12 protein-coding genes and 2 tRNA genes are annotated in these 15,344 nt (G+C 70.8%); 8 read left to right on the forward strand and 6 right to left on the reverse strand.

All coding sequences use genetic code 11. From position 1 onward, the window contains the following. Positions 1–32 precede the first annotated feature (32 nt). From ACTWLT_RS07380 to ACTWLT_RS07395, 4 genes are all read left to right on the forward strand, one after another. Entirely contained in the window at positions 33–407 is a 375-nt protein-coding gene (locus tag ACTWLT_RS07380) for a PadR family transcriptional regulator (protein ID WP_445317664.1), read from the forward strand. Further along, positions 404–1,768 carry a permease prefix domain 1-containing protein gene (locus tag ACTWLT_RS07385; RefSeq protein ID WP_445317665.1) on the forward strand — a complete coding sequence of 455 codons (1,365 nt, stop codon included), beginning with the start codon at positions 404–406 and terminating at the stop codon, positions 1,766–1,768. Before ACTWLT_RS07380 ends, ACTWLT_RS07385 begins: the two co-directional genes overlap by 4 nt. A gap of 159 nt (positions 1,769–1,927) precedes the next feature. Beyond that, complete coding sequence (locus tag ACTWLT_RS07390; RefSeq protein WP_445317666.1) at positions 1,928–4,429, forward strand: hypothetical protein; 2,502 nt, start codon at positions 1,928–1,930, stop codon at positions 4,427–4,429. 111 nt (positions 4,430–4,540) lie between these two features. Then, complete coding sequence (locus ACTWLT_RS07395; RefSeq protein WP_445317667.1) at positions 4,541–7,153, forward strand: right-handed parallel beta-helix repeat-containing protein; 2,613 nt, start codon at positions 4,541–4,543, stop codon at positions 7,151–7,153. Between the two features lie 75 nt (positions 7,154–7,228). Here the strand turns inward: ACTWLT_RS07395 and bla are convergent, their stop codons facing one another. After that, positions 7,229–8,149: a class A beta-lactamase gene (bla, locus tag ACTWLT_RS07400; RefSeq protein WP_445317668.1), complete on the reverse strand. Its 921-nt coding sequence runs from the start codon at positions 8,147–8,149 to the stop codon at positions 7,229–7,231. 142 nt (positions 8,150–8,291) lie between these two features. Here bla and ACTWLT_RS07405 point away from each other — a divergent pair, with 142 nt between their 5' ends. Beyond that, entirely contained in the window at positions 8,292–9,182 is an 891-nt protein-coding gene (locus ACTWLT_RS07405; protein ID WP_445317669.1) for a LysR family transcriptional regulator, read from the forward strand. Next, a complete protein-coding gene (locus ACTWLT_RS07410; protein WP_445317670.1) occupies positions 9,179–10,099 on the forward strand; it encodes a serine hydrolase in 921 nt (306 codons plus the stop codon). Before ACTWLT_RS07405 ends, ACTWLT_RS07410 begins: the two co-directional genes overlap by 4 nt. A 272-nt stretch (positions 10,100–10,371) precedes the next feature. On the opposite strand, the gene ACTWLT_RS07415 is transcribed toward ACTWLT_RS07410, so the two are convergent. Further along, positions 10,372–11,439 carry a GNAT family N-acetyltransferase gene (locus ACTWLT_RS07415; RefSeq protein ID WP_445317838.1) on the reverse strand — a complete coding sequence of 356 codons (1,068 nt, stop codon included), beginning with the start codon at positions 11,437–11,439 and terminating at the stop codon, positions 10,372–10,374. 101 nt (positions 11,440–11,540) lie between these two features. Here ACTWLT_RS07415 and ACTWLT_RS07420 point away from each other — a divergent pair, with 101 nt between their 5' ends. Further along, positions 11,541–11,990: a MarR family winged helix-turn-helix transcriptional regulator gene (locus ACTWLT_RS07420; protein WP_445317671.1), complete on the forward strand. Its 450-nt coding sequence runs from the start codon at positions 11,541–11,543 to the stop codon at positions 11,988–11,990. Between the two features lies 1 nt (position 11,991). On the opposite strand, the gene ACTWLT_RS07425 is transcribed toward ACTWLT_RS07420, so the two are convergent. The 3 genes from ACTWLT_RS07425 to ACTWLT_RS07435 form a co-directional block, all read right to left on the reverse strand. Continuing rightward, entirely contained in the window at positions 11,992–12,555 is a 564-nt protein-coding gene (locus ACTWLT_RS07425; RefSeq protein WP_445317672.1) for a histidine phosphatase family protein, read from the reverse strand. 168 nt (positions 12,556–12,723) lie between these two features. After that, positions 12,724–12,796, reverse strand: a tRNA-Arg gene (locus tag ACTWLT_RS07430). Positions 12,797–12,831: 35 nt separating this feature from the next. Then, positions 12,832–12,922, reverse strand: a tRNA-Ser gene (locus ACTWLT_RS07435). Between the two features lie 145 nt (positions 12,923–13,067). Between ACTWLT_RS07435 and ACTWLT_RS07440 the strand changes: the two genes are divergently transcribed. Next, positions 13,068–14,543, forward strand: a complete 1,476-nt coding sequence (locus ACTWLT_RS07440; protein ID WP_445317673.1) for a hypothetical protein — start codon at positions 13,068–13,070, stop codon at positions 14,541–14,543. A 4-nt stretch (positions 14,544–14,547) separates the two neighbouring features. On the opposite strand, the gene ACTWLT_RS07445 is transcribed toward ACTWLT_RS07440, so the two are convergent. Next, positions 14,548–15,318 (reverse strand): CPBP family intramembrane glutamic endopeptidase, encoded by a 771-nt coding sequence (locus tag ACTWLT_RS07445; RefSeq protein WP_445317674.1) that lies wholly within the window; start codon positions 15,316–15,318, stop codon positions 14,548–14,550. Positions 15,319–15,344: the final 26 nt, after the last annotated feature.

Here is a 15,344-nt window from a genome sequence, read left to right on the forward strand (position 1 = left end):
ATGCATTGCAGCTCTAGGTATAGGCGGTTCGCATGCACATCACCAAAGACCTCGTCGCGGCCTCGGCGACGCCGCTGGTGCTCGGGATCCTCGCTGAGGGCGAGAGCTACGGCTACGCGATCCTCAAGCAGGTCAACGACCTCTCGGGCGGGCAGCTCGAGTGGACCGACGGCCTGCTCTACCCCCTGCTGCACCGGTTGGAGCGGCTCGGCCACGTCGAGTCGGCCTGGGAGACCCCGCAAGGGGGGCGACGCCGCAAGTACTACCGCATCACCGACCAGGGTCGGGCCGAGCTCGCCGAGCAGCGCCGCCAGTGGGCCGCGGTCGTCGACGCCCTGCGGGGCGTCTGGAGCACGACGCCGTCCATCAGGCCGATCCCGGCACCGGCTTGGGGGGCGGGGCTGTGACCGTCGACAACGACCTGGAGGGCCAGATCGCCGAGTGGCGGGCCTACATGCACCGCCGCCGGGAGCTGCACCACACCGACGCCGACGAGCTGGAAGACCACCTCCGCAGCCGGATCACCGAACTGACAGAGGCTGGGCTCCGACCCGACGAGTCGTTCCTCATCGCGGTCAAGCGGATGGGCAGCCTCGACGAGCTGTCCCGGGAGTTCGCTCGCGAGCACTCCGAGCGGCTCTGGAAACAACTCGTGCTGCCCGGCGAGCCCGACGCGCCCACCGCCGCCCGATCCCGTCGCGAGTTGGCCGTCATGGTGCTCTGCGCGGCCGTCGCGGCGCTCGCGATCAAGGTGCCGGCCCTGTTCGGGCTTGACCTGTCCGAGGACGACGGCAGCTTCTACGCGCGGAATGCCAGCCTCTTCGCGCTGCCGGCGCTCGCGGCGTACTTCGCCTGGCAACGCCGGGTCGGTCTTCGCGTCATCGGGGCACTCGCGTTGCTGTTCGTGCTCGGTGCGGTCGCCGCGAACGCGTATCCGCTGGCCGACGACTCGCAGACCGTGGTGCTCACGGCGATCCACCTGCCGATAGCCCTGTGGCTGGTCGTCGGCGTCGCGTACGCCGGTGGCGACTGGCGGTCAGACCGGCGACGGATGGACTTCATCCGGTTCACCGGCGAGTGGCTGATCTACTTCGTCCTCATCGGACTGGGCGGCGGTGTGCTCACGGCGTTCACGGTGAACGCCTTCGGAGCCATCGGCCTGGACGCCGAGGGGTTCATCCAGTCCTGGCTGCTGCCCTGCGGTGCCGTGGCCGCGGTCATCGTGGCGGCGTGGCTGGTGGAGGCGAAGCAGAGCGTCATCGAGAACATGGCGCCGGTGCTGACCCGCGTCTTCACGCCGCTCTTCACGGCCACCCTGCTGACCTTCCTCGTGGCCATCATCTGGACCACCAGCGGCATCGACGTCGAGCGTGACGCGCTCATCCTCTTCGACCTGCTGCTCGTCATCGTGCTGGGCATGCTGCTGTACGCCATCTCCGCCCGTGACCTCACCGCCCGCCCCGGCCTCTTCGACCGCCTGCAACTCGCGCTCGTCGTCAGCGCTCTGGTCATCGACGTCCTGGTGCTGGCCGCGATCACGGGTCGGATCACCGAATGGGGATTCAGCCCCAACAAGACGGCCGCACTGGGCGAGAACCTCGTCCTGCTGACCAACCTCGTCTGGTCGGCATGGCTGTACCTCGGCTTCGTGCGTGGCCGCATGCCCTTCGCCCGCCTGGAGCGCTGGCAGACCCGCTACGTGGTCGTGTACGCCGCGTGGGCCTGGGCGGTCGTCCTCGCCTTCCCGCCCCTGTTCGACTTCGCCTGAGCCGGAACGCGCCTCCGACAACTGGGCTCACGTGCCGCCGGCAAACGGGGCTCCCGTTGGTCGGACCGCCATGCGATCCTTCTCCCCGCGGGTGATCAAGAGCCCGTCACCCCATGGGAGACCTTGTTGCGCACACCTTCGCGTGTTCATCGTCGGATCATGGCGCTGGTCGTGGCATCGGCGCTCGGCTGCGGGGCCACTCTGGGGGTCACGGCCGCTCCGGCAGCCGCCGCCGTGGTGGCCGCACCGACCAACCTCACGACCGCCGGTCAGCCGTGTGTCACCGCTGCGCCGGGGCCGTACCTGAACCCGGAAAGGTTGGGCATCGCCCAGGCTGTCGCGCTACAGGGCACCTTCAGCCGTACGGGCGAGGGGGCCGGCCTGCGGGCGGACTTCCAGGTGTGGGACGTCGTCGACCCGGCGCACCCGCAGCAGTGGCTCGTCGACATCGCCGAGCAGAGCGACCAGGTCTTCGTCCACCTCTCGGACAGGGCGAAGCAGCTCGACGGGGTCACCTACGCCTGGCGCGTGCGCATCCTCGATCACGCGGACGCCTCGCCGTGGAGCGGCACGTGCCACTTCACGGTCGACCGCACCGCCGGTCCGGCACCCACTGTCACCTCTGCGCAATATCCGGCCAGCGGCTGGATCGGCAACGGCGCGATCGGAGTACCGGGTGTCTTCACCCTGACCTCGGCCTCCGACGACACCGTCAGCTACCGCTACCGGTTCCACTCCAGCGAACTGCCGTACGAGTACGTGGAGTCCACCGTGGATGCGCAGGGGCTCGGCGGCCCGGCGACGCTCAACTGGACGCCCCTGGTGGCCGGCTACCACTCACTCACCGTCCGGGCCGTCGACCGGGCCGGGAACTGGTCCGCGCCAACCGCCCACGACTACATGGTCAAGGAGACCCGCCCGTCGGTGTACTCGTACGCGTACCCGAACTCGGGCTCGAACCTCGACTACAACGTCGGCGTGCCCGGCGCGTTCACGCTGACCGCCACCGTCGCCGACACGGAGTCCTTCGTGTGGCGGATCGACGGGAACGGCCCCTCGGGTAGCGTGCCGGCAGCCGCCGACGGGACGGCGACGGCCACGATCACCCCGACCCGCGGTGGCCTGCAGACCCTGTACGTCCACAGCGTCACCCGCGACGGCTCGGCGCACGCTCCCCGCGCCTACGAATTCCTCGTCGACAACGGCCCGACCGTCACCGGTGACACGCGCGGGGACGTGACGATCGGCTCGTCACTCACCTTCCACCTCACGCCCCGGACACCGAACGTCGAGGCCTACCTCTACTGGCCGGCGTACTCGAGACAGCAGGACCGGCCGATCGAGAAGACCGTCGTTCCGGCTCGCGCCGACGGCACCGCCGACCTCACCTGGACGGCCACGGAGACCGGCCTCGACGGGCTACGCATCCAGAGCCGCGACGCGGGCGGCGCGCTCTCCGAGCCCCGCTGGCAACCCATCTCGGTCGACGGCGCGGCACCGACCGTCACCCGCACCGGCGACACCTACGCCGGAACGCCGTCCACCTTCAAGGCCCGCAGCGGAATGGCGAACATCGTCGAGTACGTGGCGACGCTGAACAGCGACGAGGCCACGAAGCAGGTTCTCAAGCCGGCCGCCGACGGCAGCGCCACCTTCGGCTTCACGTCGATGGCGATCGGCCACAACTACGTCATCGTCGTCGCTTGCGACGCCGCCGGAGTGCAGACGGACAGCGGCAGCTCGGTCTGGACGACGACGGACGAGCCGCAGGTCACCTCGACCGACTTCCCGACGACCGGCACCGGCCGGCTCGCCACAGGCACCTTCACCTTCAGGTCGACCCTGCCCGACCCGGTCGGGTACCTCTACTCGATCAACTCGGAACCGTACGTCTCGATCCCCGCCCAGGCGGACGGCACCGCCACGCTGACCTGGACGCCGACGGCGTCCGGTCCGCAGAGCCTGGACGTCCGCCGCGTCAACGCCGTTGGTTTCCCGTCCGCGATCGCCCGGTACCGCTTCACCATCGCGGCAGGTCCCCCCACGGTCACCTCGGTCGCTCCGGCCACCGTGCCGGCGGTCGGCGTCCGGACGATCACCGTCCGCGGCACCGGGCTGCACCCGCATGACGAACTCCAGGTGACCCCCGCCGCGGGGCAGCCCCGGAGCGCGACGGTGAAGTCCGTCTCGGCGGACGGCACGACGATGACGGCCGACGTGAACGTCGCCGGCGCTCCGACCGGCCAGGCCAGCGTGACCCTCCGCCCCTATGGGGCAGGACAGCCGGTGGTCCTTGTCGGCGCCTTCACGATCACCCCGCCTCCGCCGATCGGCACGGTCAGCCCACCGACGATCACCGGGACCGTGGCCGTCGGGGGCACCGTCACCGCGAACCCGGGCCAGTGGAACCCGACCGCGACCGCCTACCAGTACCAGTGGTCGGCGAACGGTGTTCCGATCGCCGGCGCGACGGGCGCGACGTTCACGATCCCCCTGGCGCTGTACGGAAGGCGGCTCACCGTCGCGGTGACGGCCAGTCGGGACGACTACACCGCCGCCACGGCCGTCTCGGCCCCCACGGCGACGGTGACCCGACCCCCTCACCGGCCACTCGTGCAGCCGGGAACGCCATGGCCGGACACGCGCCGCCCGGCCGCGTGACAACCTGAGTCGGGCCGACCGGCTGGTTGCCATGCCCGATCGGCGCTGCTCTTCTCCGTCGACGTCGCGCTACTCTCCCCGCATCAAATGATCGACTTCCACGGGGGATGCATGGACATACGCGCATGGGCAGGGCTCGGGGTCGTACCGCTGGTCGGTGTCCTGGGCCTGGTGGTCCCGGCGGCGCCCGCGGCCGTCGCCGCGCCCGCGCCCGCAGCGATCAGGGACCTGTACGTGAACAGCAAGGCCTGCGACCCGCGCGGGTACGGCACCGTCGACGCACCGTTCTGCACCATCTCGGGGGCGGCAGCCCTGGCCGCGCCCGGGCAGACGGTGTTGGTACAGCCCGGCGACTACCCCGAGGCGGTGACCATCACCCGGTCGGGCGAGGTCGGCGCACCGATCACCTTCCGGGCCGTCAACGGGCCCGACGGCACTGTGACGGTGGGCGACACGACCGTGGGCGCCGTCACCGGGACGGTGTTCGCCCTGAACAACGTGCACGACATCGTGGTCGAGGGATTCCGTCTGCAGAGCCCCGCCGACCAGTCGGCCCTCGTGGTGAACGGGTCGCAGCGGGTGACCCTCGACGGCGTCATCGTCCGCGGCTCCCGCGCCACTCTCGGTGCGGTGCGAGTGACGGGCCGCTCGGGCGGTGTCACCGTCAGCCGTAGCTACCTGTCGAGCGCACCCGTCGGCAACCCGAGCCTGGCGATCGACGCCGGAGTCGTCGGCGCGGTCGTGAGCGGCAACGAGCTCTCCTACTCGGGCCTGCGCGTCACCGACGCGCCGGGCACCACCATCACCAACAACACCCTGCTGACGTACTGCGCCGTAGGGATCGAGGTGACCGGGGCCTCGACGGGCGTCTCGGTCCAGAACAACATCGTCCGCACCCACCCGTTCCGGCAGGCCTGCGCCACCCCGGCGAACGCGACAGCGATATCGGTCTCGGCCGGGTCGGTGCCGGGGACCTTCGCGGACCACAACCTGATCGACCCGATCACCGGCGGCGCTCTGTACGCCTGGGGCGACGGCACATACCAGGACCTGCCGGCGTTCCGACAGGCCACCGGGCAGGGCGGACACGACCTCGCCGCGGACCCGATGATCGGTGCCTACAACGGGTCACTCCGGCCCTGGCACACGATCGACCCGTCCTCGCCAGCGGTCGATTCCGGGGATGCCTCGGCTCGCGGCGCCACCGGCACCGACATGTTGGGCAACCCGCGCACCGACAACCCGGCGATCGCCAACAGCGGCACCGGTGCCGGCTACCACGACCGGGGTGCGGTCGAGGCGCAGGGCGCTCCGGGCGGCCAGGCCACGGTCCGGCGCAAGCCGGGCGGAAACCCCTTCGCGGTCACTGCCTCCGGGACTCCGCAGTACGGTTGGCCCGTCGGCGGCGAGGGCGGCTCGATCGCCTACCAGTTCGAGGGTGAGCAGTTCTGGCGGGTGACCACAGCCCGCACGCTCGACCACACCTTCCACCGGGCGGGTCAGGCCTGCGTCCGCATCCGAATCAGCTACACCGGCTTCCGGCTCTCACCCGAGTTCTCCTCCTACCGCTGCACTCAGGTCGGCGCACTCTACGAGACGGTTCAGCCGACCCGGCTACTCGACACCCGTGAGGCACTGGGCACGCCCACCACCACGCCGGTCCCGGCGAAGTCCGAGGTGGTTCTCGACGTTCCCAGCATCAACGGGGTAGCCGCCGCGGACATCAGCGCGGTGGTGCTCAACGTGACGGTCACCCAGCCCAGCACCGCCGGGTTCCTCACCGTCTACCCGGACGGCGCCCCTCTGCCGACCTCGTCGAACGTCAACTTCGTGGCCAACGAGACGGTCCCGAACCTGGCCACCGTGCCGATGACCAACGGAAAGCTCCGGTTCCGCAACAGCAGCGGCGGCACCGTTCACGTGATCGCCGACCTGCAGGGCTTCTACGGCTCGTACGGCGCCGCCATGCAGCCGCTCACACCGATCCGGGCGCTCGACACCCGCACCGGGGCCGGTACACCGATCGCGGCCAACGGATACCTGCGCCTGGACCTCACCGGCAAGGTGCCAGCGGAGGCCAAGGCTGCGATCGTCAACGTGACGGTGACCGCGCCGACGGCCGGCGGCGTGCTGACGCTCTATCCGGACACCTGGCCGACACCCATGGCATCCAACGTGAACTTCGTGGCCGGACAGACCATCCCGAACCTGGTGATCGTGCCGCTGGTGGCCGGCAAGGCGATGATCCGCAATGCCAGCTCCGGCACCACCCACGTGGTCGCTGACGTCGCCGGCTACTTCGCCGCGCCGTCGTACGGGGTCGCCGACCAGACGTACGTCCCGTACGGGTCGTACCGGATCGCGGACAGCCGCGGCCTGAGCGGCTGGGACCGGCCCTTCTACAACGAGCCCTTCCATGCGGGGGAGAAGGCGACGGTCAGCGCCCGTCATGCCGGGGACTTCTGCGAGGACGACTGCCCGACACCGAGGGCGGCGGTGGTGAACGTGACCGTCACCGATCCGACCACCGCCGGCGTTCTGGCCGTCTACCCGCCCGGGGGCACACCCTCGACGTCGAACGTCAACTTCCTGGCGAAGGAGACGGCGTCCAACCTGGCCGTGGTCAAAGTCGGTGCCGAGGCGCGGATCGCCGCGTACAACAACAGCAGCGGCTCCACCCACGTCATCGTCGACCAGTCGGGATACTTCATCGCTGCCCCCTGACGATCGGTCAGGTTCACGGCGGCCGCATCCCACCTCGGGTGCGGCCGCCGCCGCATTGGCCGAGGCTGAACCGGATCAACGGAGGTGTGTGATGGCGAGCTTCGCCGCCTGCGCGATGAGGGCGTCGTCGTAGGTGTCGTCCCTGCCGTCACGACTGGACAGGATGGCCAGCACGATCGGCGCGCCGTCGGGGGGCCAGATGACCGCGATGTCGTTGCGGGTGCCGTAGCCGCCCGCACCGGTCTTGTCCCCGACCTCCCAGCCCGTCGGGACACCGGCCCGGATGAGTGCCGCGCCGGTGGTGTTACCCCGCAGCAGTCCATTGAGGATGTCCCGGTCGGCGGGATCGAGGGCATCCCCGACCGCGTACGCCCGCAGGTCGGTGGCGAGGGCCCGAGGGGCGCTCGTGTCCCGCCTGTCGCCGGGCGTGGCCTCGTTGAGGTCCGTCTCGTAGCGGTCCGCCTCGGTCGTCCTGTCACCGATCTGCCGTAGCGCCTCCTCGAAGCGCTGCGGGCCGCCGAGGTGGCGCAGCAGCAGGTTGCCGGCGGTGTTGTCGCTGTAGCGGACAGCGGCGTCGGCCACGTCGCGAAGGGGCATGCCGTCGGCCACGTGCTTCTCGGTGACGGGTGAGTAGGTGACGAGGTCGGCCTGCTTGTAGCGGACCACCCGCTGGAGGTCGGCGGCCGACGTGCTGTCCAGAACGGCCGCGGCGGCCAGCGCCTTGAACGTCGACGCGTACGCGAAGCGCTCATCGGCTCGGTGCTCGACCGTGCGGCCGGAGCCGGTGTCGATCGCGTAGACCCCGAGCCGCGCGTCGAACGCCGTTTCCAGCTCACCGAACCCCCGCTCGGGCGACTCCCGCACCGTGGCCGTCGGGGTCGCCGTGCTCGGCGTCGGCTCAGCGGGCGCATCGGCGGTGACACAGGCGGTGAGGGGAGCCAACGCGATCGCCGTGGCTATCGCGGCTGTCGCCCGTCGGGTCGCAAAAGTCGTCATGACGCATCTCCCGGTTTTCGGTGGCGGTGGGACCGGTACGGCTGACCGGCAGGCACTGGTGGGAACCATCGCACCGGTCGCGTGATGCTGTCCAAGACACAAATGGTCGCACTGATGCCGATCCGGCATAGAGTGATTCGCCATGGACGTCGTCGCGGCCTGCCGGGCCTTCGTGAGTGTGAGCGGATACGGCAGCTTCACCGCGGGCGCCGCCGCCGCGCGCATCCCGCAGTCGGTCGCGAGCCGCCGGATCGCCGCCCTCGAGGAGCATCTCGGAGACCGGCTGTTCGACCGGTCGTCCAGGGCCGTCACACTGACGCCGTTCGGCCGCGACATGCTGCCCTCGGCCAGGCGACTCGTCGACCTCGCCGACGCGATGAAGCACGACGCCGAGCGAGCCAGACTGCGTCCGTTCCGACTGGCCGTACCCGCGATCTGCGCTGCCCGGCCACTCGCCCACCTGGTCGCCGAGGGCCGCAAGCACCACCTGCACCTGGACCTGAGGAAGGCCGGACCGGCCGCGCGCCGGGAGCTCTGCCGTACCCTCGACGTCCGTGCCGCGATCGTCGCGGTGCCGGCGGCCGAGGCCACCTGGCAGGTGCCGCTGGGGCTCGCCGGTCAGACTCATCCCGAACCCCCGACGGTGTTCCTGGATGCCCTCCGTCCCGGCCGGGCCCGCAGCACCGAGCGCCGCGCCCGAATCTGGATCCAGCCGGAGGACGACGTGCCCCACATCCGCGACCCACTGACCCGTCTGGGCCAGGCCGTCGGGCTGCAACCCGCGCAGGTTGCGGTGGCCCCCTCCCTCGTCGACGCCGCGGCCACAACCCTGGGCTCCACCGACCTCCTGCTCTGTTCACCCGATCAGGCTGACGAGCTGGGCCTGCGCTGGCGGCCTCTCAGCGGGACACCCCTGACGCGTGGCTACGACATCGCCGCCGCAGTCCGGGAGGACGCCCACCAGCTACGCAGCCTGCTGCACGGGATAGGACGCTGCCTGGGCGTCCCAGCCGACGACGGGCGGCCGGCGTGAACCCGGCGCAGGTGATCCGCAGCGCCCGGGAGGAACTCGACGATGCGGGCCTACGGGGGTCGTTTCTCGTACGTGACCTCGATTCCGGCGAGGAGATCGGCATCGACACCGACGTCGAACTTCCCATCGCGTCGCTGGTGAAGGTGCCCCTGGCGGTCGCCACGCTGGAGCGCGTGGCACGCGGCGAACTCGACCCGGCGGCACCCATCCAGGTGGCACCGGGCCGGATCACCACGCCGGGACCAACCGGCCTGAGCAGGTTCCGTCATCCGGCCACCGTCGCGGTGGAGGACCTGCTCTACCTCAGCACGTCAGTCAGCGACGGACTCGCCGCGGACGCTCTCTTCGCCCTCACACCCCCCGACGCGGTCGCCGCCGAACTGCGACGGCTGGGATTCGACGGCATAGCCGTACGCCATCTCATCCGCGACCTCACCGAGACGCCGGCCGAACGCCTCGGCCCGGTGGACGCCCACCTGGCGCACTCCCTCGCCATCGACGCGGCGACCGCAGGGCACGGGCATCCAGTCGCCCAACTCGACGTCGGCCGCGCCAACACCGGATCAGCGCGAGCCTTCGTCGACCTGCTCCAGGGGATCTGGAGACCATCCACGCTCCATCCCGCCACCGCCGTACGCCTGCGCGACCTGATGGGGAACAGCCTCCAGCGCCACCGCCTCGCACCAGACTTCACGTCGGACGCTTCCCGGTGGTCCTCCAAGACCGGCACCCTGCTCAACCTGCGCCACGAGGTCGGCGTCGTCGAACACGCCGACGGACAGACGTTCGCCGTCGCCGTCCTCACCGAATCCCGGGTGCCGGCGATCAACCAGCCGGACGCGGAGGCCGTCATGGCACACGTGGCACGCGCCCTGCGGGATCACCTGCGCGCCTTCCCAACCTGGGATCGTTCCTAGTTCAGGAGCTGGAGGCGCCACCCGAGCTGTCCTGCAGCCGCTCCCAGCGGTAGGGGCCCTCACCGTACAAGCCCACGCTCAGGCGCCACGTGCGGAGACAGCGGGGACACTTCCGCAGCTGGGAGTAGAGCCGTTGACCCGGCCACTCCGGCTTCGGGGGCGGAGGGAGATGCCTGCGACACCGGCAGAAGAAATAGAGGGCCACGACTGCGGATTCTCCACGAGCGGGCTGTCTCACGCAGGGATGAACTACAGAGATCCCCTGCGCGCTGTCACCTGGCGCCGGCGGTCGATTGCCGCTGTTTGGTGAGGTGGACGCTGCCGTCCGGGATGCCGTCAGCGTAGGTGAGGGCGTAGCCGGCGCGTTCGTACAACTTGATGTTGCGCGTGCTGCGGTGGCCGGTGAACAGTTCGTAGCGCTCGGTTTCCTCGGGGGCCCGCTCTTCGGCGTACGCGAGGAGCCAGGAGCCGATGCCGTTTCCGGCCTGGTCGGGAGCCACCATGAGGCGACCGATCAGCCAGGCGCTCTCACGTGCCCGGGCTCGGACCGCTGCGACCAGGCGTCCGTGTCGGCGTACGCACCACAGCTGCCAGGTCGACATCGATTCGCGCAGGTCGTCGAGTGTCTCCGTCAGCGGCGGCAGGTCGAGGGTGTCGTTCGCGAGGGCCTCCTGCACCCAGCAGCACCGCTGGAGCACGAGCAGCTCGGCCAGGTCGCCGGGCTGCGCGGTGGTCAGCGTCAGTCCTTCGACCGGCCCGGACACGCTGGTGGGGTCGCTGTCGGGTGCGGTGCGCAGAGGCCGCATCGCCGAGGCCACCCGGGTCAGCTCAAGCAGCATTCTGCGACCGGCTTCGTCGAGTCCCGCGGACTGGAGGACCTGTCCGTTGTGGGTGCTGTCGGCGATGCGCAGGGCGACGGTGGCGCCGATGGGCATCATCTTCAAGGTGGTGACGACCTGCTTGGTCATCTGTACCGATCGGGTGCCGGCCGAGGTGTTGCCGTAGCTGACGAACCCCACCGGCTTCCACGCCCACTCGTGGTAGAGGAAGTCGAAGGCGTTCTTCAGTGCCGCTGGCATGCCGTAGTTGTACTCGGGTGTCACCACCACGAAGGCGTCAGCCGCGGCCACCCTCCGGCTCCACGCGCGGGTGTGCTCGTGAACGTAGATGCCGCTGGAGGGATGCTCGGGCTCGTCGAGCAGCGGCAGTCCCATGTCGGCCAGGTCCGCGACGTCGAGAGTGACCCCGCCCGCCGCAGCCGCCGGAAGGGTCGCCTGGACGAACCAGTCGGCGATCGCTGGTCCCAGCCGTCCGGGGCGGGTGCTGGCGACGATGACCATGACGTGCAGTGGCGTGTTCGATGCGTTCGGTGCGTTCGATGACATGTCACAGACATTAACTGACCTTTCTATGACGTGTCAACGAGGTGTAGGGTGACCGCGTGGACACTGCCTGGCTGAGCGAGGACGAGGAACAAGCCTGGCGCGCTTTTCGGCGCCTGCTGATAGCGCTGCCGGCACGGCTCAGCCAGGACCTGGCCCGCGACTCAGGGCTGTCACCGGCTGACTACGAGGTGCTGAGCACGCTGTCGGAGAAGCCGAACCGGCGGTGGGCGCTCAAGGACCTCGCCGCCAAGATGGAGTGGTCGCGCAGCCGACTGTCCCATCACGCAGCCCGCATGCAGGCCCGGGGACTCATCGACAAGGAGCCCGATCCACAGGACGCGCGAGGCTGCATCCTGCTCCTGACCGACGAAGGCTTCCGGGTGCTGGACGAGGCCGCCCCGCACCATGTCGTCTCCGTACGCGCACGCTTCCTCGATCACCTGAGTCCCGACGAACTCGCGTTGCTGCGCGAACTGTCGACCCGGATCGCCGACCTGCCTGACTGAACTAGGGGCCGATTCGCGGATCCTGGTGGTCCGTCATCCGGTACTCCCAGCCCTCACGCCAGGCGAAGTCGGCGTCAACCAGGTCCTCCAGCCGGACTCCGTCTATCCAGTGGTCGAGTCCCCACCGGGTGGCGACGTGCCCGATCACCAGGATTCGCCGGCCCGTCCACCGCAGCGACAGGTCATCGAGAAAGCGCCCGACCCGGTGCACGGCCTGTCGCCAGTTCTCACCACCTGGGTAGGGACGGTCCAGGTGCCGGCCGCGCCGCTCGTGCAGCTCGGCGGACGGCATGCCGTTACGCTCCCCGTAGTCACACTCCCGCAGGCGCCAATCGTGCAGGACGGGGATCGCGGTTCCCGAGAAGGCTATGTCGGCCGTCTCCACAGCCCGGCGCAGGTCAGAGACGAACACCGCCTCGATGCCGTCACTTCGTCTGCGCTGGCCGACCTCGGCTGCCAATGCTCGTCCTCTGGAAGACAACTGGCCCGGTAGCCACCCGCTGGCAAGACCCCGGTCGTTGTCCTCGCTCCACGAGTGCGTTTCGAAGACAATCTCGGTCGGCATCGGGGGATGCTATCGACGGAATGGGACGGGCAGCCGGCGACACGGGAGCGAACGTCCGATCGATCGTCGCCCCGGGCCATCAAGATCCGCGAGACATAACCTGGTGACGCGAGGTACCAGCATGAGAGAGGGCCGCTCCGGTTTCCCGAAACGGCCCTTGATCTGCTGTGCGCCCGAAGGGACTCGAACCCCTAACCTTCTGATCCGTAGTCAGATGCTCTATCCATTGAGCTACGGGCGCAGGTGCTCAGCCAGTGTACACACCCGGCTTTCGCGCGGAGACTCCGGGATTCGAACCCGGGAGGGGCTTTAAGACCCCAACCGCATTAGCAGTGCGGCGCCATAGACCAGACTAGGCGAAGTCTCCCTGGTGGCCCGCAGACCACCGCGCCCGAGGATACAGGTCGCCAGCCGCCGGGGGCAAAACGACTTCCGGGGTACGCCCACCGAGGCTGCCGGCTCCCGTGTTTTCCCGCTGTGCGCCGGCGTGATCGGTACTACGCTCCATCGATATGCAGGAGCAGCCGCCGAGCGAGCCGACCCGCCGAGAGCCTGCTGACCGTGCGCGTCGGCGCCCACCACGGGCGACCTTCACGCCGCCGATCCCCGAGCAGTCCGCGGAGATCACCGAGCAGTCCGTGGAGGAGGCGGCGTCCGGGGCGGCAGTGACCCCGGTCACCCCGAACGGCCAGCGCGCTCGACGCGCCAAGGCAGCGCCGGCGGTGCTCTTCCAGCCTCCGGACCCGGACCTTCCGCTGCCCCGGCAGCCGGTCCGCCCGCCAATGGCCGGGAGCGGCAGATCCGAGGTCGATCAGCCAGATGTACCGGCAGCCGGCACAGAGCGGCCGGACGCGCCGGCGGCGGGCGTCGAGCAGCCGGGCAGTGCCGAGCCCACCGGCCCGGTCAGCTCAGCGGCGGCTCCGGCGAACGGGCCGGCACCCGAGGCCGGCTCGGAGCAGCCGGCGAACCGGACACCGAAGACCCGGGCGAGCCGGACCACTCCCGCTCGCAAGGCCGTCGCGAGGAAGGCCGCCGGCGCGTCGGCCGAGGCGTCCGCCACGACAGCACCGCCGGCCGACGCGGCCCCGACCGCCCCGACGGCGACCCCCACCAAGCGCACCGCGGCCTCGGCCGCGACCCCCACCAAGCGCACCGCGAGCCCGACCAAGCGAGCGGCGTCCGCCCGGAAGACCGCGCCGAAGAAGGCGGTCCCCGCCCCCGCACCGGAAACCCCGCCCGAGCAGACCTCGACCGCAGTCGTGCCCCAGACTCCCGCCCAACCGGCGGAACAGCCAGCCGTCCCGGACCGGCGGGACACCGCGCCGGCTCTGGCGCGTACCCCCGAATCGGAGCTGCGGGCGGTCACCGCGCGACTGCTCGACCACCCCGGCTTCGCCCCGGAGCTGCTGGCCCTCGCCGCCGTGCGGTCGCTCGGCCCCGGTGCGGCCGACTGGGCCGAGCGGCTCCGTGCCCGATACCCGGACGCTCCGGCCGACGGCCTGGCCCGGCTGGCGACCCGGCGGTTCGTCCGTTCGGCGGGCGCGGGCGGGGGAGCCGCCGCGCTGGCGGGGCTCTTCGCGCCGGTGGCCGAGCTGGCCTCGGTGCTCTGGACCCACGCGAACCTGGTGCTGCACCTGGCGGCGGCGTACGGCCGGGATCCGGCGCATCCGGACCGGGCGGCCGAGTTGCTGGTGCTCACCCAGGTGCATCCGGATGTGGCGAGCGCGCGTGACGCGTTGGCTGCCGCGCAGGTCGCGGACGACCCGGCCGACGGGACGTGGGCGCGGGCGGCGGAGGCGGCGTGGCGGCTGGCCGCACCGTTGACGGCGCAGGCCGGCGGCTGGTTGGCGTTGCGGCTGGCGTCCCGGCTGTTGCCGGGGGCGGCGGTGCTCGCCGCGGCGCTCGGTGACGCGGCGGCGGCCGACCGGCTGGCGGCGCGGGCGGTGGCCGTCTACCGGCGGAGCCCGGCCGAGCCGGCGGCCGGCTGACCGGTCAGAGCCAGTCGAACCACTCCTTCGGCAGCAGCGCGTACCCGACGAAGGCGACCACGTCGAGCAGGGTGTGCGCGATGACCAGCGGCATCACCCGCCGGGTGCGCAGGTAGAAGAGGCTGAACACGACGCCCATCACCGCGTTGCCGACGAACGCGCCGAAGCCCTGGTAGAGGTGGTATGAGCCGCGAAGCAGGGCGCTGGCCGCGATGATCGTGGCGAGCCTCCAGTGGAGCTGGCGCAGCCGGGTGACCAGGTAGCCGACCACGATCACCTCCTCCAGCACGGCGTTCTGCACGGCGGCGAGGATCAGCACCGGCACCGCCCACCAGACGTCGGGCAGCGAGGCCGGCACCAGCGTGGCGTTGACGCCGAGCTGGGCCGCCACCCAGAACAGGGCCAGCCCGGGCAGGCCGATCAGCGCGGCCAGGCCGGCACCGCGGGCCAGGTCCTGACCGGGCCGCCGGGCGTCCAGGCCGAGGGCCCGCGCCGGGTCGCCGGGGTCGCGGCTGAGCAGGTGTACGGCGAGCAGCACCGGCAGCAGCGCGAAGGCGATGCCGAGCAGCTGGTACGTCAGGTCCAGCCAGGGGCGGGCCGACGCCGAGGTGTTGAGCGCTGCGGTCTGCTTGGAGAGCGGACCGTCAGCGGTCAGCTTCGCGATGATCGAGACCACCGCGTAGACCGCGGACTGGCCGAGGGAGAGGCCGAGGACCAGCAGCGTCTCGGTCCCCAGCAGCCGGCGGGACACCGGGCGGGTCAGCTCAACGGTCACCGCACCACTCTGCCCGACGGGCGACG

The sequence above is a fragment of the Micromonospora yongxingensis genome (genome assembly GCF_052601155.1).

Coding starts and splice junctions, on each gene's coding strand:
- ACTWLT_RS07390 (WP_445317666.1), top strand. CDS start 1,928: ATGGCGCTGGTCGTGGCATCGGCGCTCGGCTGCGGGGCCACTCTGGGG.
- ACTWLT_RS07440 (WP_445317673.1), top strand. CDS start 13,068: ATGCAGGAGCAGCCGCCGAGCGAGCCGACCCGCCGAGAGCCTGCTGAC.
- ACTWLT_RS07380 (WP_445317664.1), top strand. CDS start 33: ATGCACATCACCAAAGACCTCGTCGCGGCCTCGGCGACGCCGCTGGTG.
- bla (WP_445317668.1), bottom strand. CDS start 8,149: ATGACGACTTTTGCGACCCGACGGGCGACAGCCGCGATAGCCACGGCG.
- ACTWLT_RS07425 (WP_445317672.1), bottom strand. CDS start 12,555: ATGCCGACCGAGATTGTCTTCGAAACGCACTCGTGGAGCGAGGACAAC.
- ACTWLT_RS07395 (WP_445317667.1), top strand. CDS start 4,541: ATGGACATACGCGCATGGGCAGGGCTCGGGGTCGTACCGCTGGTCGGT.
- ACTWLT_RS07405 (WP_445317669.1), top strand. CDS start 8,292: ATGGACGTCGTCGCGGCCTGCCGGGCCTTCGTGAGTGTGAGCGGATAC.
- ACTWLT_RS07415 (WP_445317838.1), bottom strand. CDS start 11,439: ATGGTCATCGTCGCCAGCACCCGCCCCGGACGGCTGGGACCAGCGATC.